The sequence below is a fragment of the Eoetvoesiella sp. genome, from assembly GCF_035555955.1.
In the GTDB taxonomy this organism is placed as follows: Bacteria; Pseudomonadota; Gammaproteobacteria; order Burkholderiales; family Burkholderiaceae_B; genus Eoetvoesia.
The window spans coordinates 49453-68034 of record NZ_DATMGA010000003.1; the positions used below are offsets into that span (position 1 = coordinate 49453).

At 62.2% G+C, this 18582-nt stretch carries 21 protein-coding genes and 1 rRNA gene; 12 read left to right on the forward strand and 10 right to left on the reverse strand.

Annotation, left to right across the window (positions count from 1 at the left end):
• Positions 1-2: 2 nt before the first annotated feature.
• On the reverse strand, positions 3-716 hold the full coding sequence (locus tag VNT00_RS00435) for an SDR family oxidoreductase (protein ID WP_325583368.1): 714 nt from the start codon (positions 714-716) through the stop codon (positions 3-5).
• 86 nt (positions 717-802) lie between these two features.
• On the opposite strand from VNT00_RS00435, the gene VNT00_RS00440 reads away from it, so the two are divergent.
• Positions 803-1483 carry a GntR family transcriptional regulator gene (locus VNT00_RS00440; RefSeq protein WP_325583370.1) on the forward strand — a complete coding sequence of 227 codons (681 nt, stop codon included), beginning with the start codon at positions 803-805 and terminating at the stop codon, positions 1481-1483.
• Here the strand turns inward: VNT00_RS00440 and VNT00_RS00445 are convergent.
• The 5 genes from VNT00_RS00445 to VNT00_RS00465 all read right to left on the reverse strand — a co-directional run bounded on the left by VNT00_RS00445 (position 1416) and on the right by VNT00_RS00465 (position 5253).
• Positions 1416-1733 (reverse strand): hypothetical protein, encoded by a 318-nt coding sequence (locus tag VNT00_RS00445; RefSeq protein ID WP_325583372.1) that lies wholly within the window; start codon positions 1731-1733, stop codon positions 1416-1418. The genes VNT00_RS00440 and VNT00_RS00445 overlap by 68 nt on opposite strands.
• Positions 1730-2545, reverse strand: a complete 816-nt coding sequence (locus VNT00_RS00450) for a DODA-type extradiol aromatic ring-opening family dioxygenase (protein WP_325583374.1) — start codon at positions 2543-2545, stop codon at positions 1730-1732. Before VNT00_RS00450 ends, VNT00_RS00445 begins: the two co-directional genes overlap by 4 nt.
• A gap of 13 nt (positions 2546-2558) precedes the next feature.
• Positions 2559-3065, reverse strand: coding sequence for an aromatic-ring-hydroxylating dioxygenase subunit beta (locus VNT00_RS00455; RefSeq protein ID WP_325583375.1), 507 nt, complete (start codon positions 3063-3065; stop codon positions 2559-2561).
• A 14-nt stretch (positions 3066-3079) separates the two neighbouring features.
• Entirely contained in the window at positions 3080-4333 is a 1254-nt protein-coding gene (locus VNT00_RS00460; RefSeq protein WP_325583377.1) for an aromatic ring-hydroxylating dioxygenase subunit alpha, read from the reverse strand.
• A 149-nt stretch (positions 4334-4482) separates the two neighbouring features.
• Complete coding sequence (locus VNT00_RS00465; RefSeq protein WP_325583379.1) at positions 4483-5253, reverse strand: SDR family NAD(P)-dependent oxidoreductase; 771 nt, start codon at positions 5251-5253, stop codon at positions 4483-4485.
• Positions 5254-5417: 164 nt separating this feature from the next.
• Here VNT00_RS00465 and VNT00_RS00470 point away from each other — a divergent pair, with 164 nt between their 5' ends.
• The 3 genes from VNT00_RS00470 (at position 5418) to VNT00_RS00480 (ending at position 7848) form a co-directional block, all read left to right on the forward strand.
• A complete protein-coding gene (locus VNT00_RS00470; protein ID WP_325583381.1) occupies positions 5418-6548 on the forward strand; it encodes an ABC transporter substrate-binding protein in 1131 nt (376 codons plus the stop codon).
• Between the two features lie 57 nt (positions 6549-6605).
• Positions 6606-7013: a cupin domain-containing protein gene (locus tag VNT00_RS00475; protein ID WP_325583383.1), complete on the forward strand. Its 408-nt coding sequence runs from the start codon at positions 6606-6608 to the stop codon at positions 7011-7013.
• Between the two features lie 226 nt (positions 7014-7239).
• A complete protein-coding gene (locus tag VNT00_RS00480) occupies positions 7240-7848 on the forward strand; it encodes a hypothetical protein (protein ID WP_325583385.1) in 609 nt (202 codons plus the stop codon).
• A gap of 26 nt (positions 7849-7874) precedes the next feature.
• Here the strand turns inward: VNT00_RS00480 and VNT00_RS00485 are convergent, their stop codons facing one another.
• Positions 7875-8861, reverse strand: coding sequence for a quinone oxidoreductase family protein (locus VNT00_RS00485; protein ID WP_414650857.1), 987 nt, complete (start codon positions 8859-8861; stop codon positions 7875-7877).
• A gap of 118 nt (positions 8862-8979) precedes the next feature.
• Positions 8980-10497, reverse strand: a complete 1518-nt coding sequence (locus VNT00_RS00490) for a helicase HerA-like domain-containing protein (RefSeq protein WP_325583387.1) — start codon at positions 10495-10497, stop codon at positions 8980-8982.
• 107 nt (positions 10498-10604) lie between these two features.
• On the opposite strand from VNT00_RS00490, the gene VNT00_RS00495 reads away from it, so the two are divergent.
• The 8 genes from VNT00_RS00495 (at position 10605) to VNT00_RS00530 (ending at position 17308) form a co-directional block, all read left to right on the forward strand.
• A complete protein-coding gene (locus tag VNT00_RS00495; RefSeq protein WP_325583389.1) occupies positions 10605-11336 on the forward strand; it encodes a YebC/PmpR family DNA-binding transcriptional regulator in 732 nt (243 codons plus the stop codon).
• Positions 11337-11427: 91 nt separating this feature from the next.
• Positions 11428-12723, forward strand: a complete 1296-nt coding sequence (purD, locus tag VNT00_RS00500) for a phosphoribosylamine--glycine ligase (RefSeq protein ID WP_325583391.1) — start codon at positions 11428-11430, stop codon at positions 12721-12723.
• 46 nt (positions 12724-12769) lie between these two features.
• On the forward strand, positions 12770-13678 hold the full coding sequence (gene hemF, locus VNT00_RS00505; protein ID WP_325583393.1) for an oxygen-dependent coproporphyrinogen oxidase: 909 nt from the start codon (positions 12770-12772) through the stop codon (positions 13676-13678).
• The gene (nadD, locus tag VNT00_RS00510) at positions 13669-14289 is read left to right on the forward strand and encodes a nicotinate (nicotinamide) nucleotide adenylyltransferase (RefSeq protein ID WP_325583395.1); all 621 of its coding nucleotides are present in this window, start codon (positions 13669-13671) and stop codon (positions 14287-14289) included. The genes hemF and nadD overlap by 10 nt, the downstream gene beginning before the upstream one ends.
• Before the next feature lie 8 nt (positions 14290-14297).
• Complete coding sequence (gene rsfS / locus VNT00_RS00515; protein ID WP_325583397.1) at positions 14298-14699, forward strand: ribosome silencing factor; 402 nt, start codon at positions 14298-14300, stop codon at positions 14697-14699.
• A gap of 24 nt (positions 14700-14723) precedes the next feature.
• Positions 14724-15194, forward strand: coding sequence for a 23S rRNA (pseudouridine(1915)-N(3))-methyltransferase RlmH (gene rlmH / locus VNT00_RS00520; protein WP_325583399.1), 471 nt, complete (start codon positions 14724-14726; stop codon positions 15192-15194).
• Between the two features lie 29 nt (positions 15195-15223).
• Positions 15224-16663 (forward strand): pyruvate kinase, encoded by a 1440-nt coding sequence (gene pyk / locus VNT00_RS00525; RefSeq protein WP_325583401.1) that lies wholly within the window; start codon positions 15224-15226, stop codon positions 16661-16663.
• Positions 16664-16687: 24 nt separating this feature from the next.
• Positions 16688-17308 (forward strand): Maf family protein, encoded by a 621-nt coding sequence (locus VNT00_RS00530; RefSeq protein WP_325583403.1) that lies wholly within the window; start codon positions 16688-16690, stop codon positions 17306-17308.
• Here VNT00_RS00530 and VNT00_RS00535 read toward each other — a convergent pair.
• A complete protein-coding gene (locus tag VNT00_RS00535) occupies positions 17284-18243 on the reverse strand; it encodes a glutathione S-transferase family protein (protein ID WP_325583404.1) in 960 nt (319 codons plus the stop codon). The two genes, VNT00_RS00530 and VNT00_RS00535, sit on opposite strands and share 25 nt — an antisense overlap.
• Positions 18244-18492: 249 nt before the next feature.
• Positions 18493-18582: ribosomal RNA gene (gene rrf / locus VNT00_RS17905) — 5S ribosomal RNA — on the reverse strand; the annotation flags it as partial.

Here is an 18582-nt window from a genome sequence, read left to right on the forward strand (position 1 = left end):
GTTCAAATACCCGTCAGTTCACCGCCGTCGACCAGGAATCCCGTACCCGTGACATAGCTGGTTGCCTCACCGCACAATGACGCCACAAAATGCCCAAAATCATCTGGCCGGCCAATCACGCGATCCTTGACCCCCAGCTCGATTGCTCGCCCGGTTTCGTGCGGACCGGCGAAGACCGCATTGATCGTGATCCCGCTCTCATAAAGCTTGGGCGCGGCGCTCTTGGCCCAGGCCCATAAAGCGCTACGCGCAGCCGCCGACAGGCAAAGGAACGGCTTGGGCGCCCTGACGCTGGTCGAGGAAATGATGACAATGCGGCCCCATTCGCCCTTTTGCATGGCCGCACTGGCGCTTCGTACCAGCCTCACCGCAGGATAGAATGTGGATTCGAAAGCAGAGGCGAAGTCTGCATCGCTGGCCTGCATGGGCAGCAGCGCAGGCGGCCCGGGCGTATTGACGATAGCCACGTCCAGGCGCCCGAACTGCTCCAGCGCGGCCTCGACCGCCATTTGCGGCAATGCCGGATCCCTCAGGTCGCCGGCCACCACCTTGCACCGGCCGGGGTGGATCGACTCGATCTCATCCAGCTCCGCGCTGGGACGCGCAACGACAAGCATTTTGGCGCCTTCGTCCGCCAATGCGCTGGCCACGGCTCGCCCCAGGCCTCGTGAGGCTCCGGTAACCAGGGCGACTTTATCCTTCAATCCAAGATCCATGAATTTCCCTTGTAACGTCTCATGGATGCGTAGAATGTGACATACTACGCGCACCACAAGACTTTCTCTAGTAACTCAAACCTGCAATGTCAAAGCTCAATAGCCTAGTCCGCTCCGAATCCCTCGCTCAGCAAGGCTACAAAGCCATCCGCCGCGCGATTCGCGATGGCAAGATTCCCAGAGGACAGTTCTTTTCCGAAAGTACTCTCGCCGAATCGCTGGGCGTTTCCCGCACTCCCGTTCGCGAGGCTTTGCTGAACCTGTATCGCGACGGCGTTGTGGAAATCGTTCCCAAACGCGGCTACCGCCTCATCGACCTGGACGAGGCCGCCATCAGCGAAATACGCCTTCTCCGGGTCGCCCTGGAGCAAATCGTGGTGGATCGCCTGTGCAAAACGGCAACCCCCGACGACATCAAGGAATTGCGTACCATTCTGAAAGGTGCGGGAGACAGCCGGGAAGACATGTACACCATCGACGAAACCTTCCATATCCGGATGGCCGAAATGGCGAACCTGCATCAGATCCGCCAAGAACTGATGAGCGTACGGGGGAAAATGTATTTGATCGCCAGCGGTGCACGCCTCACCTCGCTGCGCGACGAAAACGTTGCCAGGGAACACTCCGAGCTCGTCGATGCTCTTGAGCAACACGACCCTAAGAAAGCCCGGCGCCTGATAAGCAGTCATGTAGAACGCTCTATCGATTCTTTTGTGGAAGCCCGCGCCGAGCTTCTGGAACGGAACTGGCTCGATCCACTTTCCTGAGCTCAGCTTCGGTTATGCATGCGTAGTAGCGTTCCATGGACCAGCCCACGGCGCGCGAGAAATAGAGCAGGGCCATGGGAGAAACCCCTGCCAGCCACAAAGCGCCGATATCCCGCTCGCGCACGGCGGCGCGCAAGGCATCCGGCAACGACGCCGCGGCGATCACGTCTTCGCTGCTTTTTTCATAGGCCTCTTTCAAATGGCCGCGCGTGATGTCGATCAGAAATTGGGTGACCACGCTTTCCTTCATAAAGACTCCCACAACATCTGATACACGCCCGTGTACCACCCCGGCACATAGGGAATGGCCGTGACAACCTCGGCGCGGCTGGAGCCCATGGCCGCCGCAGCCGCAATCCAACTGCGAATCTCGTGCGTACCATTGCCGCGGGCATCGAGCGCACTGTCCGGATATGCGCAGGCCTTGCCCAGGTCACCCGCGACGAGAGCATCGACAAACTCCGCATCGAACCGCGGATCGTTGCGATCCATGCCCGGCTGGCCGACCGCGTGCGAAATACCTCCGGTGGCAAGCATCCCCACGCGCCGCCCCATGCCGTTCTGCCGCAAAGCGGCAGCGACCGCGGCCCCAAGCTCCCTGCATCGCCGCAACGTCGGCAAGGGAGGAAACAAAGTATTGATGATCACGGGCACGATGCGGACATCGGCTGAGACCTTTAATTGCTGCAAGGGCAAAGTCGTGCCGTGATCCAGCTGGAGCTCGCTGGAATGGGCGGGATCCAGGCCATTCGCGTACAGGCACTCTACAAGAGCGCATGCCAGCTCCGGGTCGCCAGGCCTCGCCACAGGTTCGAGCCTGAACTGCGGCTCGGGAAAAGAGGCGTGCACGGCGCCTGTCCCGATGATGAAAGCCGGCGCCATCCGCGGCTGGAGATTCACGATGTGCTCGCTGGTGAACACAATGAGTGTCTCCACATCCGCATCGGCGAAAGCCTTGCCGATGCGCTCAAAGCCTCGATGCGTCGCATCGCGGTGCTCGGGTCCCGCCTGCTCGGGCCAGGCGGTCATGTAAGGGAAATGGACGGTAGCGGCGGCAATCATCGGGCATCCTGTTTCAGAAAAATACGCTCAAGCCCTGGTTTCCGAGCGCCTGCCTATCAAGAACGACCCGCCGGTTCAGCAGGCGAAAACTGTGCTCGCCATCCTTGAGCGACAACAAGTCGGTGCGTCCGCCGCTGAATTGCTGTTCCATGTTCCAGCGATATTGCAGAAGCAGAAGATTGCTTCGAACAACGATCAGCCCATCATCCTGCGCGGCAATGTCAACCACTTGAATGAAATAGCGCAATCGCGATGGAGGCTGCTCCACCCACGACAGCTTGCTTTCCAGCTTGGCGACACGCGCCCTGAGCAGCTCCAGGTTCTCGTCGTAGTAGCCAAGCTCGTCCTCGCTGCTTATCAGTCCATTCAGCGTAGAGGTCGTAACGGGAACCCGGTAACTGATTTGCTCATCCATGAGCTCCAGCCATTCCCGGTAGCGTCGATCCTGCAGGAGCAAGGTTTCGCGACGATAGAAATTTTCTACCGCCGTCCATAATTGGGTATTCAATACGTCGGTCATTGTTCTTCCTGCGTTCAGGGCTTGCGATCAGGGCCGATCATTTGCGCGGCGTAGTGCCGGTAGAACGCCCGCTGGTTGGCTTCAGTCATCAGGATATCGCTGGTACTGCCAGGGAAAGGCGGCCCATAACGAGACGAGGTCGGCGCTTCGCGGCCCACTCCCATCTGGTAATTGAATCTCCCCTGCCGCCCGATATGGCCGCGCAAATTATCCTGGACACTCTGCCAGACATCCCCATCGTCCTGTTCGAAAATACCCCCGGGCCCGAAGGCAAGGGAATACTGCTTGCGAACGGCCGCTTTGAGCGCGGACGGCATGGCTTTGTCGACCAGGCACCAGGAATGCACCTCGATCTTGTCCACTCCGCGCGGATGCCATACGCGGAAGGTGCGGAAACGCGCAGTATCCATGAAAGACATGTTGGGGAAAATCGTGCCCACGCCTATCGGCACGAAGGCCGAGGCGGACTCGCCGTATTTGGCCACCAGCTCGCTGCGCATCTGCGCCATGAAGGCATCGTAGTCGGTCTTGACGGCCGTACCCTGCTGCGCGCCCCCGCGCTCGCTGCCAATGGAATGGCCATTGCCGGTTTGAATGCAGTAGCCATCATTGCTCAATCGGCTCCGGTAACCCATCTCCACGCCGGCGCCATGCGTGGAAGAAACGTGGTAGTGATCTCCAGCGAAGTTCTCCGACGGTATCTTCCAGTTCACATTGATGGTCCATTGATGAACGCCGCCAATCAGTTCCGTGCCGCCATCCATGCGGTTCAACATCAGCTCCAGGTAGAACGTCATATCGCCAAGGTATTCGCGCAAGGTCGGCGCCTGCGGATCCCAGCTCGCGAAAATCATTCCGCCAAAGCTGTCGACATGAGGCGCCTCCCGCAAGCCGAGCTGGCTGCGATCGAGTTTGTCGCCATAGACCGATCCCATGCGCGGCACGGACGCCAGCTCACCTTCGGTGTTGAAAGCCCACGCGTGGTAGGGGCACTTGAACATCGTCGCCACGCCGGCATCCACCCGGCACACCTTGGCCCCGCGATGGCTGCAACTATTGAGGTATACCCTCAAGCGGCCAGTCTTGTCTCGCACGACAATCACCGGATCCTCGCCCATGGTGGTCGTAATGAACGATCCGTTTGTCTGCAAAGCGCTTTCATGGCCAAGATATAGCCAGCATTTTGCAAAAATCCGCTCTTGCTCCAGGCGATAAAGGCTTTCGTCGACGAAAATGCGGCGATCGACGGAAGATCCATCGGAAGCCATAATATCTCCGGCCCGATATTCCCCCAACGCGGCATTCGCATCGATGAGAGGCGGTAGAGGCGTCGAGACGGCATCACACGATGTACTCGGGATATTGGGGTCACTCATTCTTTTTCCTCCAACGAAGATGATGTTCCGGACGCTCGCGCCTAAACACGAGGGCCGCGAATGGCGGTTCCACCATCGAGCGCCAAGATGCTTCCCGTCGCCATGCGTTCAGCCGCCACCGAAGCAAGAAAGACATAAGCCGAAGCGTAGTCATCCGGGGTCGCGATGGCCTGCAAAGGCAGATTTTCAGGCGCGGGGCTGACGGGATTCTTGTCCTGACCCAGGCTTTCCAGCCCACGCAGACCGGTGGGCGCATAGCCCGGCGCGACGGCGTTCACCCGCACCCGCGGCGCAAGTTCCAACGCCAACTGCCTGGTCAGGCCATTGATGGCATGTTTGGCTGAAACGTAAAGCGCGCCGCCGAAGCCTGCATGAGTACCGGAGATGGAGCTGGTAAAGATGATGGAACCCCGGTTGCGCGCCAGGATATCGGCCGCCGCACGCGCGGCAAGCATGTACCCCTTGACATTGACGGCAAAGAGCTCGTCGAAGGCGGCGTCGAGCTCGACGTCCGAAAATGACAAGAACGGCCTGCGATTGTCGTAGATGCCGGCATTGGCGACCAGCACATCCAGCCTGCCATAGCGGCTTTCCGCCAGTTCGACGGCGCGCCGGTTGTCGGCAAGCGAACGAACATCGCCAGCGCAACAAACCACGTCGCCGCCAGGAAATTCGTTTTCCAGCCCCCCCGGAACGCGATCGAACGCAACGACCCTGGCTCCCTCGGCCAGGAAACGCCGTGCAACCGCAAGCCCTATCCCACCGGCCGCCCCGGTTACCAGGGCAACCTTGTTCTCTAGCTGAAATGGCATCGTCTCCTCCTTTACTTGAGTGGCTCCGTCTTTCTATTGACGTTTTACCTCTTCAAGTCTAGTATTCTAGTTTGGTATTCTACACTAGTATTCTAGATTAAAGCAAAGTTCGAATACCCCGCGGCGCATGTCGCATATCCATCGAAATGCATAAAGGAGACAAAATGAGAAAAGCACTATTGGCGGTATTGATTGCCGCATGGTCAGGAGCGGCATGCGCCGAGGTCGTGGTCGGCATCTCGGTAAGCTCCACCGGGCCCGGCGCCTCGCTGGGCACGCATATAGCCAAGGTGGTTCCCCTCCTGCCCAAGACGGTCGCGGGCGAAGCCGTCCGCTACATCATGCTGGACGATGCCAGCGATCCGACCGTCGGTGCGCGAAACGCCCGCAAGTTGATCTCCGACGACAAGGTCGACGTCATCATTGGTTCTAGCACCGTACCGGTAGCGATTGCGCAAAGCAGCGTGGCCAATGAAGTCAAGGTTCCGATAATCACCATCTGCCCTATTCCTCTCGATCCAGCCAAATTGCCCTATACCTTCGCGGTGCCGCAGCCGATCCCGCTCATGGTCGACGCCCTGCTGGATCACATGCATGCCCACAAAGTGAAAAAGCTCGGCTACATCGGGTTCGCCGACGCCTGGGGCGACATGAACTACAACTATGCCAAGAGTGGCGGCGCGCCCCGGGGCATCACAGTCACCACCAACGAACGCTACTCGAGAAACGATACGTCGGTGAACTCACAAGCCCTCAAGGTCGTTACATCCCAGCCGGACGCCATTTTCGTGGGAGCCTCCGGATCACCTGCTGCCATCGCCCAAATAGCAGCGGTGAAACGCGGCTACCGCCATCAGATCTATCACACCCATGGCGTGGTCAATCTCGACTTCATCCGAGTCGCCGGCAAGAGCGCCGAGGGTGTCATCGCACCGACCGGCCCGGTGGTCGTCGCCGAGCAACTGCCCGCCGATAGTCCCCTGAAGGCCACGGGAATGGACTTCATCAAGCGCTACGAAGGAGCCTATGGCGCTGGCAGCCGCAACGCCTTTGCCGCGTATGCCTGGGATGCCGGCCTCATCATCCAGGCCGCAATTCCCGTCGCCCTGAAAACCGGCAAGCCCGGCACGCCCGAGTTCCGCCAGGCCCTGCGCAACGCAATTGAAAGCAACAAAGAAGTAAAGGGCACTCATGCCGTCTACAACATGAGCGCAACCGACCACTATGGCGTAGACAAACGCGCACGAGTGCTGGTGCAAGTCGAACATGGCGAGTGGAAACTGCTCAACGAATAAGGCAATCGCATATGGACTTCCATATCCTGAAATCACCCAATCCAACAGGAGAAAGACGTGAATGGGTTTAATGTAAGACGGCTCGCAGATGCCGAGTATGTGTCGTACGGCTCACAAAGCGATTTGCGCGTGCTGATCGGCGGCCCCCAGCGCAACACGCCGATCCGGTCGGCGTTGCAAACCTGCCAGCCTGGCTACGACGTGCCTTTTCACTGCCATCCTTATATCGAATATCTCATCATCCTGGAGGGCTCGGCCGAGTTCCGGATCGAAGCTGATGGTATACAGACTGTAGTGCTGCACAAGGGCGACACCGTGGAATTGCATCCCGGCGTGTGGCATGCTTTCACCACCAGCTCAACCGAAGTGACCCAATTGCTGGGAATCCATATTTCTTCCGAGCGAATCGTGAATTACAAACCGGACGTCAAAACCGACTCTCGCGGGTTCCGCATAGAAGGCTGACACATCTGGAGCCGGCATCACAGCCGGCTTTTTTGTTTTGGTATGGCCCGAGACAAAAATCTCCCTCTCTCCGGAATCATCCAAACATCCTATACCCAGGTCTCAGGCCAAAGAAGAGAATTCCCCTCATAACACAGCCAGATAGTTCGCTGCGTGGCCCGCAACACCGGCTCCGATGCATTCGGGGCCCATCGTACGGGCCATGCAAAACCAAAGGGGAACTGCCATGAAAACCACCGTGTGCATTGCTGTTCTGGTGACTGCTTTCGGGCTTGCCGCCAACGCCCGCGCGGAAAAACTGACGCGGGAACAGATCAACGCCGAGGTGCAGAAATGCACTGAAAAACTGAACAGCTCCACCGGCAACGCCGGCGAAGACTACAAGCAATGCATAAACGCCTTGATGGCCAGAACCACATCCAAGCCTCCCGAGGAACGCCCCGCCTCCCGACCCCAGCCAGTCGATGGCCGCAAATTCGTGGATCTGTACCACTGCCGCATACCCGCCCTCGCCCGCTCCAGGCTGGGTTCGGAAATCACCATTTGGAGCAGCATCGACAAGAAGCGCTATGCCGCCACCCCCAGTTCCAACGAAAACCAGATCCACGCGCTCAAAGGTTTTGGCACGCCCGGCAAAGGCAATGTAAGCTTCACCTTCAGCGACGGCGCCCGCATCACCATTGCGCAAAACGGCTGGACGACGACCTCGCTGGATAAAGTGCACAACAAGAATTCGCTATATGGGCCGGTGTCGCCCGCCAAGAACGACCCGGCGGGGCAATGCAGCCGGGTGACCGGCCCCAACGCCGTCGTGCGGGTCATGCGAATCGAATAGCTGCCGAAGCCGGCCGCGCTTGTGCTTTATCCCACGGTCAGAATCGTGGCCCCTTGCGTCTGGCGTCCCGCCAGCGCGGCATGGGCTTTGCCGGCTTCGTGCAAGGGGAAGCGCTGGCCGATGTGCACCTTGATCTTTCCGCTGGTGATCATGCTGAACAGTTCCTTGGCGGCAGCCGCCATTTTCTCTTGTGTCGGCACGAAATCAGCCAGGGTCGGCCGGGTTACGTACAGCGAACCTTTGGTCGCCAGGATGCCCAGGTTGACGCCGTCGACCGGCCCCGAAGCATTGCCGAAGCTCACCATCAGGCCTCGCGGCTGCAGGCAGTCCAGCGAGGTGAGCCAGGTGTCCTTGCCGACGCTGTCGTACACGACGGGAACCTTGTTGCCCCCGGTCAGCTCCAGCACGCGCTCGGCCACGTTCTCGCGGGTATAGTCGATGACTTCCCAGGCGCCGTTGGCTTTGGCGAGGGCGGCTTTTTCGGGGCTGGAGGCGGTGCCGATGACCTTGACGCCCAGCGCCTTGGCCCATTGGCAGGCAATCAGCCCCACGCCGCCCGCCACGGCATGGAACAGGATGGTTTCGCCGCCTTGCAGGCGATAGGTTTGGCGCAGCAGGTACTGGGTGGTCAGCCCCTTGAGCATGATGGCCGCCCCTTCCTCGAAACCGATGGCCTTGGGCAGTTTCACCACGAGCTTGGCCGGCATATTGCGGGCTTCGGCATAGGCGCCCAGCGGGCTAACGCCGTATGCCACACGATCCCCCACCTTGAGGTGCCGGACGTCGGCGCCCACCGCCTCCACCACGCCGGAGGCCTCGCAGCCTATGCCATGCGGCAATGGCTGCGGGTACAAGCCGCTGCGAAAATAAATATCCAGGAAATTCAGGCCCACGGCTTTCTGCCGTATGGTGACCTCGTCGTTTCCGGGCGACGGCAAATCCACCGTCACAAGTTTCAAGACATCGGGCCCGCCCTTGGCGTCGATGCGTATGGCCTTTACTTGCTGAGTCACAATGAGCTCCTGATTGCTGCGAATGTTGAATTGCCTCGAACCCGTGCCGCGCGCCCGATCCGGGTTCTGGCGATTATTGTTGCGTTGCGAAAGCCCCGGCTTGCGCGTTAGCGCGCATTCAGCGGCGCCCCAGGGAGCCCAGCACGCCCCGCAGCAACTGCGTTGCCGTGCGCCGCACCATGCTCTTGGCCACCTGCTGCACCACGCCTTCCCGCCGGCCGCCGCGAGGCCCGGTCGAACCGAAAAGAAAATCGCTGACCGCATCCACCAGCCCGCCGTCCGCCGCGCCCGCGGAAGCCGTTGCGGGCGCCTGGCTGCCCGGCCTCGCCGTACCCTTGCCCGCCGGCGCGGCGCCGCCTTCGGCGCGCTTGAGCAGGATTTCGTAGGCGGACTCGCGATCGACGGCCTGTTCGTACTTGCCGCCCAGCAGCGAGGCCGCCCGCAGCGCCTGGCGTTCGCTTTCGGTGGCCGGCCCGATGCGGCTGCCCGGCGCCAGCACCCAGGCCCTCTCGGTGGGCGACGGCCGCCCTTTTGCATCGAGCAGCGACACCAGGGCCTCGCCGACCCCCAGGTCGGTGATGGCGGCCTCGATATCCAGGCCCGGATTGGGCCGCATGGTCTGCGCCGCCGTCTTCACGGCCTTCTGGTCGCGCGGAGTGAAGGCCCGCAAGGCATGCTGCACACGATTTCCCAATTGCCCCAGCACGGTCTCGGGAATGTCCAGCGGATTCTGCGTGACGAAGTACACCCCCACGCCCTTGGAGCGGATGAGGCGCACGACCTGCTCGATTTTTTCCTGCAAGGCCTTGGGCGCATCCGAAAACAACAAATGCGCCTCGTCGAAGAAAAACACGAGCTTGGGTTTTTCGAGATCGCCGACTTCGGGCAGGGTTTCGTACAGATCGGCCAGCAGCCACAACAGAAATACCGCGTACAGGCGCGGGGCCGGCATGAGCTTGTCGGCGGCCAGGATATTGACCATGCCCTGGCCTTTTTCGTTGCAGCGGACCAGGTCGTGCACGCTGAGCATGGGCTCGCCGAAAAACTGGTCGGCTCCCTGGGTTTCAAGCTGCAGCAGGCTGCGCTGTATGGCGCCGATGGAAGCCGAGGACACGTTCCCGTATTGCGTGCGCAGCTCGGCGGCGCGATCGGCCACGTTTTGCAGCATGGCCCGCAAATCCTTGATATCCAGGATAAGCTGGCCTTCGTCGTCGGCCACCTTGAAGACCATGGCCAGCACGCCTTCCTGTGTGTCGTTGAGCTCGAGCATCCGCGCCAGCAGCAGCGGCCCCATGTCGGACACCGTGGCGCGCACCGGATGGCCCTGCTGCCCGAATACGTCCCAGAACGTAACCGGGCATCCACCCCAGGCCGGCTCGGGCAGGCCCAGCTTGGCCAGCCTTTCCTGCAGCTTGGGACTGGGCTGGCCCGCTTGCGAAATGCCGCTCAGGTCGCCTTTGACGTCGGCCATGAAGACCGGCACCCCCAGCCTTGAAAACGCCTGCGCCAGGACCTGCAGCGTCACGGTCTTGCCGGTGCCGGTAGCGCCGGTAATGCACCCGTGCCGATTGGCCAGCTCCGGCAAAAGAGTGGTTGTACCGGCGGAATTCTTTGCGACGACGATGGGTTCAGCCATTTTTTTCCCTTTTTATGCACGCAATTGCGGGATCCATAAGTGTAATTCCATGCCCTGGGCTCTGCACGCGTTAAAATTAGCCTCTTTCTTCACATTAAGACATTGTTATGGCCGGACATAGTAAGTGGGCGAACATCCAGCACCGCAAGGGGCGCCAAGATGCCAAACGAGGCAAACTCTGGACAAAAATCATTCGTGAGATCACCGTGGCGGCGCGGGCCGCGGGGCCCGACCCTGATTCCAATCCGCGCCTGCGCCTGGCCTGGGACAAAGCCACCGCCGCCAACATGCCCAAAGACAACATCCAGCGCGCCATCACGCGCGGCGCGGGCGGTGCGGACGGCGCCAACTACGAAGAAATCCGCTACGAGGGCTACGGCCCCAGCGGCGCCGCCGTCATCGTCGACTGCATGACCGACAACCGCATGCGCACCGTCGCCGAAGTACGCCACGCCTTTTCCAAGCACGGCGGCAACCTGGGCCAGGAAGGCTCTGTGGCCTTCATGTTCAAGCACTGCGGCCAGTTCATCTTCGCGCCCGGAACTTCCGAAGAGCAGGTGATGGAGGTCGGGCTGGAGGCCGGCGCCGACGATATCCAGACCGACGATGAAGGCGTCATCGAAGTCACCTGCCCGCCAAGCGACTACAGCGCCGTCAAGACGGCCTTCGAGGCGGCCGGGCTGGTCCCCGAGGTACAGGCCGTTACCATGAAGGCCCTGAACGAAGCCGAGCTCGCCGGCGACGATGCGGCAAAAATGCAGAAGATGCTCGACGTGCTGGAAAGCCTGGACGACGTCCAGGAGGTATTCACCACGGCCGTGCTCGACGAACAGGAATAACGCCTTCTTCCTGCTGCACCCGGGTTGAGCCAGATCAACCCGGCCTTCCCCACTTCGCTATACAGTAATCCCTGGACACCACAATACCATCATGAAACTCCTTGTTATCGGCAGCGGCGGACGCGAACATGCCCTGGCCTGGCGGCTGGCCCAATCGGAGCGCATCCAGAAAGTCTACGTAGCCCCGGGCAATGGCGGCACCGCCACCACCGACCTGCTCGAAAATGTCGACCTGACGGCGGCCGACGACCTGATTGCGTTCGCCCGCAAGGAAGGCGTGGCCTACACCGTCGTCGGGCCCGAGGCTCCGCTGGCCGCGGGCATCGTCGACGCCTTTCGCGCCGCCGGCCTGAAGATCTTCGGGCCCACGCAAAAAGCGGCGCAGTTGGAAAGCTCGAAAGACTACGCCAAGGCCTTCATGGTGCGCCACCATATTCCCACCGCCGCCTACCAGACCTTCACCGACCCCGGACAAGCCAAGGCCTACATCAGCGAACAAGGCGCGCCCATCGTCGTCAAGGCCGACGGCCTGGCGGCCGGCAAGGGCGTCGTCGTCGCCGCCAGCGTCCAGGAAGCCCACGAAGCCATCGACAAGATGCTCGGCGACGGCTCCCTGGGGCCGGCCGGCGCGCGCGTGGTCATCGAAGAATGCCTGCAGGGCGAAGAAGCCAGCTTCATGGTCATGAGCGACGGCCACGAAGTGCTGGTTCTGGCCACCAGCCAGGACCACAAGCGGCTGCTCGACCACGACCAGGGCCCCAATACGGGCGGCATGGGCGCCTATTCACCTGCTCCCATCGTCACGCCGGCCTTGCACAACCGCATCATGCGCGAAGTCATCCACCCCACCTTGCAGGGCATGGCCAAGGACGGCATTCCCTATACCGGCTTTCTGTACGCCGGACTCATGATCGGCGACGGCCCCGACGCCAGCCGCCCGATCAAGGTGCTGGAGTACAACTGCCGCATGGGCGACCCCGAAACCCAGCCCATCATGATGCGCGTCAAAAGCGACCTGACCGAAGTCTTCGAGCACGCCGTCAACGGCACGCTCGAAAAGGCCAGCATCACCTGGGACCGGCGCACCGCCCTGGGCGTCGTGCTGGCCGCCAAGAACTACCCCGGCACGCCGCGCACCGGCGATACCATCACCGGCCTGCCGCAAGGCAATGGCGACTGTTTCGTGTTTCACGCCGGCACTCGCCTGGAAGACGGCGTCATCAAGACTGCGGGGGGCCGGGTCCTGTGCGTGACGGCGCTGGGCGATTCGGTCAAGCGCGCGCAGGCCGCCGCCTACCAGTGCGTGCAGGAAATCCAGTTCGACGGCCGCCAATACCGCGGCGATATCGGCTGGCGCGCCATTTCGCACTCGGAAACCTCGTCCTGACCCGCACTCTTCGGGCGGACATCGCCAACTGAAAGGAATTCGTCACATGGCTGTGCCCATCTCTTCCGCCCGCGACTATTTTCTGGGCCTCCAGGCCCGCATCGTGGCCGCCCTGGAACAGGCCGACGGCACGCCGTTCGAGGCCGACCACTGGCAGCGCGAAGAAGGCGGCGGAGGCCTGTCGCGCCTGCTCGAAGGCGGTCCGCTGTTCGAGCGGGCCGGCGTCTTGTTCAGCCACGTCCAGGGCAAGGCCCTGCCGCCCTCGGCCAGCGCGCACCGCCCCGATCTGGCCGGACGGTCCTGGGAGGCCATGGGGGTGTCCATGGTCCTGCATCCGCGCAACCCCTATGTTCCCACCACGCACATGAACGTGCGCCTGTTCGTCGCCAAGGCTCCCGCGCACGGCGGCGCCGACGACGTATTCTGGTTCGGCGGCGGCCTCGACCTCACCCCCTACTACCCCTTCGAGGAAGACGCCCGGCATTTTCATCAGGCCTGCCACGATGCCCTGGCGCCCTTCGGCCAGGACAAATACCCAGCCTACAAAAAATGGTGCGACGAATACTTTTATCTCAAGCACCGCAACGAGACCCGCGGCATCGGCGGCATTTTCTTCGACGACGTGAACGACGGCGGCTTCGAGCAAAGCTTCGCCATGACGAAATCGGTGGGCGACAGCTTCCTGGACGCCTACATGCCCATCGTCGAAAAGCGCGAACCCATGCCGTACGGCGAACGGCAGCGCGACTTCCAGGCTTACCGCCGGGGCCGCTACGTCGAGTTCAACCTGGTGTTCGACCGCGGCACGCTGTTCGGCCTGCAGTCGGGCGGGCGCACTGAGTCCATCCTGTTGTCCATGCCGCCCATGGCAACCTGGCGCTACAACTGGGCTCCCGCAGCCGACACCCCCGAGGCGGAACTGTCCGCCTTCCTGAAACCCCGGCAATGGCTATAAAGAAAATCGGCCTGCTGGGCGGCAGCTTCGATCCAGTGCACCTGGGCCACACGCGCCTGGCCGAGACCGCCCGCGAGGCCCTGGCGCTGGACGAACTGCAATTGCTGCCGGCGGCCAATCCCTGGCAGCGGCCGGAACTGGCGGCCAGCGCCCAGCACCGCCTGGCCATGCTGGAAATCGCCATTGCAAAAAAACCCCGGCTGGCCATCAACCCGATGGAAATCGAACGCGGCGGCAAAACCTACACTATCGACACGCTCGAACAGCTTCCCGGCAACGCCCGGTATTATTGGATAACCGGCGCCGACCAGATCGCCAATTTCTGTTCCTGGCACCGCTGGGAAGAAATCGCCGCGCGGGTACGGCTGGTCGTCGCCCAGCGCCCCGGCTCCAGCGCCCAGGCGCCGGCACCGCTGCAAGAAGCACTTGCCCGGGAAAACACCCCGTTGATCAGCCTGCCCTTCGAAGCCACGGCCATTTCGGCCACGGACATCCGGCGCCGCCTGGCGCAGGATCTGCCGGTGGACGGCCTGCTCGACGACGCCGTCGCGCAATATATCCGGCGGCACGGGCTGTATAAACCCGCCGCTTCCCAACCGATCAAGGTATAGTTCAGTACATGGATATTACAAAACTGCAACGCCTCGTCCTCGACGCCCTCGAAGACGTCAAGGCGCAAGACATCAAGGTCTTCAACACCAGCCACATCACCAGTCTGTTCGACAGGGTGATCATCGCCAGCGGAACCTCCAACCGGCAAACCCGAGCCCTGGCATCCAGCGTCAGCGACGCCGCGCGCAAGCACAAGATACCCATCATCGCCCACGAAGGCGAAGACACGGGCGAATGGGTGCTGATCGACCTGGGCGATATCGTCGTGCACTGCATGCAGCCCAATATCCGGCAGTACTACAACCTGGAAGAGGTCTGGGGCGACAAGCCGGTTCGCGTCAAGCTGCTGCCGCAATCCACCCAGCCCGTCATCGCCGAAACCTTCGACTTCGACGATGAGGGCGACTGAGCGCACCGCGTCGCTGGGCCGGCCATGAAGCTCATCGTCATCGCCGTCGGGCAGCGCATGCCAGGCTGGGTCGAAGAAGCCTGGCGGGACTACGCCAAGCGCCTGCCCCCCGACTGCGCGCTGGAACTGCGCGAAATCAAACCCGAGCCGCGCACCAGCGGCAAAACCCCCGCCCAGATGATGGCCGCCGAAGCCCGGCGCATCGAAGCGGCGATTCCCGGCCAGGCCCTGGTCGTCGCCCTGGACGAACACGGGCGCGACCTGAGCACCATGGATCTCGCCGGACAATTGCAGGACTGGCGCGCGGGAGGCCAGGATGTGGCCTTCCTGGTGGGCGGCCCGGACGGCCTGGACGCCGCCCTCAAGCGCGGCAGCCACAAGCTGGTCAGGCTGTCCTCGCTCACCCTGCCCCATCCCATGGTGCGGGTAGTATTGGCCGAGCAGTTGTACCGCGCCTGGGCCATCATGACGAACCATCCCTACCATCGCGCGTGAATACGCGCCCGCCGACGAGACCACCAGCCATGACCGCACGCCGCACCAAGATCGTCGCCACGCTGGGCCCCGCCAGCTCCAGCCCCGAAGTCATCGAAAAACTCATCCTCGCGGGGATGGACGTGGCGCGCCTGAACTTCTCGCACGGCAGCGCCGACGACCATCGCGAACGCACCCGGCTCGTACGCGAGATCGCGGCCCGGCATGGCCGGTACGTGGCCGTCATGGGTGATCTCCAGGGTCCGAAAATACGCATTGCGCGGTTTGCCAGCTCGCCCGTCACCCTCGTCGAGGGTCAGTCCTTTACGCTGTCCAACACCCATCCCCTGGACGAGGGGGACGAGACCATCGTGGGCATCGACTACCCCAGCCTGGTCGCCGACTGCCACCCCGGCGACGAGCTCCTGCTCGACGATGGGCGCGTGGTTCTGCGCGTCGAAAAAGCCGATGCCGACACCGTGCGCACTACGGTCGCCGTGGGCGGGCCGCTGTCCGACAACAAGGGCATCAACCGGCGCGGCGGCGGCATTTCGGCCCCCAGCCTCACCGACAAGGACAAGGCCGACATCCACACCATCGCCAAGCTCGAGCTGGATTACGTGGCGGTGTCGTTTCCCCGCTACGGCAGCGATATCATCGAGGCGCGCAAGCTGGTGCGCGCAGCCGGAAGCAACGCTTGGATCATCGCCAAGATCGAACGCGCCGAGGCCGTCGCCGACGACCAGGCCCTGGACGCCCTCATCAAGGCCAGCGACGGCGTCATGGTGGCGCGCGGCGACCTGGGTGTCGAAGTCGGCGACGCCCGCCTCGCCGGCATCCAGAAACGCATCATCCTGCACGCGCGCACCCACAATAAATTCGTCATCACGGCAACGCAAATGATGGAGTCCATGATCAGCAACCCCATCCCGACCCGCGCCGAGGTCTCGGACGTGGCCAACGCGGTCATCGACTACACCGATGCCGTCATGCTCTCGGCCGAAAGCGCCGCGGGCCATTACCCGGTCGAAGCCGTGGCGGCGATGGCCCGCATCTGCCTGGGCGCCGAGCAGGAGCCAGGCACCACGCGCTCGCAGCACCGCGTGGGCGAGACCTTCAGCCGGCGCGACGAAACCATTGCCTTGTCGGCCATGTACGCCGCCAACCATTACCCCGGCATAAAAGCCATCATCGCGCTCACCGAAAGCGGCCATACGCCGCTCATCATGTCGCGCATCCGCTCGGCCGTGCCCATTTACTGCTACACCCGCCACGCCGCGACCCAGCGCCGCGCCGCCATGTTCCGCGGCGTCTACACGGTGCCCTTCGACATCAGCGAGCACAACGTCCTGGACGTGAACCGCGAAGCCATCAGACGGCTCAAGGACAAAGGCCTGCTCGCCAAGGGCGACTCGGTCATCCTCACCAAGGGCGAACACGACAACCAGGCGGGCGGCACCAACGACATGCGGATACTCAAGGTAGACTAGGGCCTGCCGACACTGAGACCCTCGATGATCAACCTTCGGATCCCGCTATATCTGGCCTCCGCCAGCCCGCGCCGCCATGAAATCCTGCTGCAGATGGGCGTTGCGCATACCGTTCTCGACGTGCCCTCCCCGCCCGGCGAGGACGAGCCACGGCTTGCCGGCGAACACCCCGCCGACTACGTACGCCGCACGGCCAGGGAAAAAGCGCTGCGGGCCATTGCATGGGTCGCCCAACAGGCCCTGCCACCACAGCCCATACTTGCAGCGGACACCACGGTATTCCTGGGCGACGACATCCTGGGCAAACCGGCGGATGCCGCCGACGCGCAGCGCATGCTGAAGCGGCTGTCGGGAACGACCCACAATGTGCACACCGCGGTCGTTCTGGCCTGGGATGGGCAGCTTGATGAAAAAGTGTCGATGACCGAGGTGCGCATGAAGCCCTTGTCGGACGCCGAGATCGCCGCCTACTGCGCCACCGGCGAACCCATGGGCAAGGCCGGCGCCTACGGCATCCAGGGCCATGCCGCGCTGTTCATCGAACATATATCGGGCAGCTACAGCGGAGTCATGGGCCTGCCCATTTTCGAGACAGGCCTCCTGCTGCAGCAACTGGCCGTTCAGTACATCGCGCCCGGCCACTGAATCACCGACGAGCGGATCGCCGGGATGGATTCCACTTTCTGGATGAACGCCTCGACGGCCGGCTTTGCACCGCCGGCCCAGAACGATTCGACGGCCATATTCTTCATGCGCAGCAATTCCAGCCCCCAATACAGGTCGGCCATGGTCATGGAGTCGCCCACCACCCAGCCGCCGCCGGAATTCAACATCTGTTCCAGATGGCTGCATCCGGCTTCGGCCTTGTCGTAGGCCGTCTGCATGGCTTCGGGAGTAAACAGCTGCTGGGCCGCCTGCAGTTCTTTGGCGCGTTTGGCGGAATAGCCCCTGACGAGATCCGCGTCGTCGCCAAACTTTTCCAGGTAATGATCGCAACGCTCGACCTTGCTCATGGCAAAGCCCACGCCATTGCTCTTGCGGCGCGATTCGGGGCGATGGTCCTCACCCGGCGGCTTGCCGGCCAGCATCTGGTAATTGGGCATATTGTCGACAAAGTCCACCTCGGCCTCGATGGCCTCCAGCAGGGCCTGCGGCCGCAATGTGGCCTCGGCCGCCGCAACTCCATCCAGATAGACGCAAATGCGCTTCGAATCGACCAGCACACGGCCTGTCTCCCAATCGATCAGGGTGGGCACCACGGCCGGATCGCATCCACCCTGCGTTGCCGAAGTGCTTCCGGTGTGGCCGGCCACCAGGCCGCCGCCAAGCTCAGCGCAACCGATCAAGCGCAGCCTGACATTGGCAGGTAAATAAGTCTGGCCTTCGAAGATATTCAGCACGCACGAACGATATGGAATGCTGTGATGGGCCAGGACGGTTCGCACTTTCTGCGAGCAAATTGAATTGGCCGCATGGAAAAGCTCGAACCGGGGCTCTTTCGAGCCGCCCGCGCCCACGATATCGCCGCCTCCCAGGCTATTGCGCAGCTCCGCAGCAATCTGTTCCAGGCTTTGGGACATATGAAGATCTCCTTCCGTATAGATAGTCCGCAAAAATATAGCACCCTGGCCGGGCGCGCATAAGATGTGGAATCCCGGCACGCGATGCCGGGAAGTAATCAACGGAGCTTGGAGTATCCCCGCTCTCCCGGCGGGTGCCGACGAAAGCAAAGCATGTCGTACGTTCATCGGGGCGGACGACGCAAACCGCGGGCCGTAAAAGACAAAGCCCCTCGCCCAATGACTGGGGAGGGGCTTTGAGGGATAAGAGCCTGACGATGACCTACTTTCACAGACGAATGTCAACTATCATCGGCGCAAAGGCGTTTCACGGTCCTGTTCGGGATGGGAAGGAGTGGG

Coding starts and splice junctions, on each gene's coding strand:
- VNT00_RS00435 (WP_325583368.1), bottom strand. CDS start 716: ATGGATCTTGGATTGAAGGATAAAGTCGCCCTGGTTACCGGAGCCTCA.
- VNT00_RS00440 (WP_325583370.1), top strand. CDS start 803: ATGTCAAAGCTCAATAGCCTAGTCCGCTCCGAATCCCTCGCTCAGCAA.
- VNT00_RS00445 (WP_325583372.1), bottom strand. CDS start 1,733: ATGAAGGAAAGCGTGGTCACCCAATTTCTGATCGACATCACGCGCGGC.
- VNT00_RS00450 (WP_325583374.1), bottom strand. CDS start 2,545: ATGATTGCCGCCGCTACCGTCCATTTCCCTTACATGACCGCCTGGCCC.
- VNT00_RS00455 (WP_325583375.1), bottom strand. CDS start 3,065: ATGACCGACGTATTGAATACCCAATTATGGACGGCGGTAGAAAATTTC.
- VNT00_RS00460 (WP_325583377.1), bottom strand. CDS start 4,333: ATGGCTTCCGATGGATCTTCCGTCGATCGCCGCATTTTCGTCGACGAA.
- VNT00_RS00465 (WP_325583379.1), bottom strand. CDS start 5,253: ATGCCATTTCAGCTAGAGAACAAGGTTGCCCTGGTAACCGGGGCGGCC.
- VNT00_RS00470 (WP_325583381.1), top strand. CDS start 5,418: ATGAGAAAAGCACTATTGGCGGTATTGATTGCCGCATGGTCAGGAGCG.
- VNT00_RS00480 (WP_325583385.1), top strand. CDS start 7,240: ATGAAAACCACCGTGTGCATTGCTGTTCTGGTGACTGCTTTCGGGCTT.
- VNT00_RS00490 (WP_325583387.1), bottom strand. CDS start 10,497: ATGGCTGAACCCATCGTCGTCGCAAAGAATTCCGCCGGTACAACCACT.
- VNT00_RS00495 (WP_325583389.1), top strand. CDS start 10,605: ATGGCCGGACATAGTAAGTGGGCGAACATCCAGCACCGCAAGGGGCGC.
- purD (WP_325583391.1), top strand. CDS start 11,428: ATGAAACTCCTTGTTATCGGCAGCGGCGGACGCGAACATGCCCTGGCC.
- hemF (WP_325583393.1), top strand. CDS start 12,770: ATGGCTGTGCCCATCTCTTCCGCCCGCGACTATTTTCTGGGCCTCCAG.
- nadD (WP_325583395.1), top strand. CDS start 13,669: ATGGCTATAAAGAAAATCGGCCTGCTGGGCGGCAGCTTCGATCCAGTG.
- rsfS (WP_325583397.1), top strand. CDS start 14,298: ATGGATATTACAAAACTGCAACGCCTCGTCCTCGACGCCCTCGAAGAC.
- rlmH (WP_325583399.1), top strand. CDS start 14,724: ATGAAGCTCATCGTCATCGCCGTCGGGCAGCGCATGCCAGGCTGGGTC.
- pyk (WP_325583401.1), top strand. CDS start 15,224: ATGACCGCACGCCGCACCAAGATCGTCGCCACGCTGGGCCCCGCCAGC.
- VNT00_RS00530 (WP_325583403.1), top strand. CDS start 16,688: ATGATCAACCTTCGGATCCCGCTATATCTGGCCTCCGCCAGCCCGCGC.
- VNT00_RS00535 (WP_325583404.1), bottom strand. CDS start 18,243: ATGTCCCAAAGCCTGGAACAGATTGCTGCGGAGCTGCGCAATAGCCTG.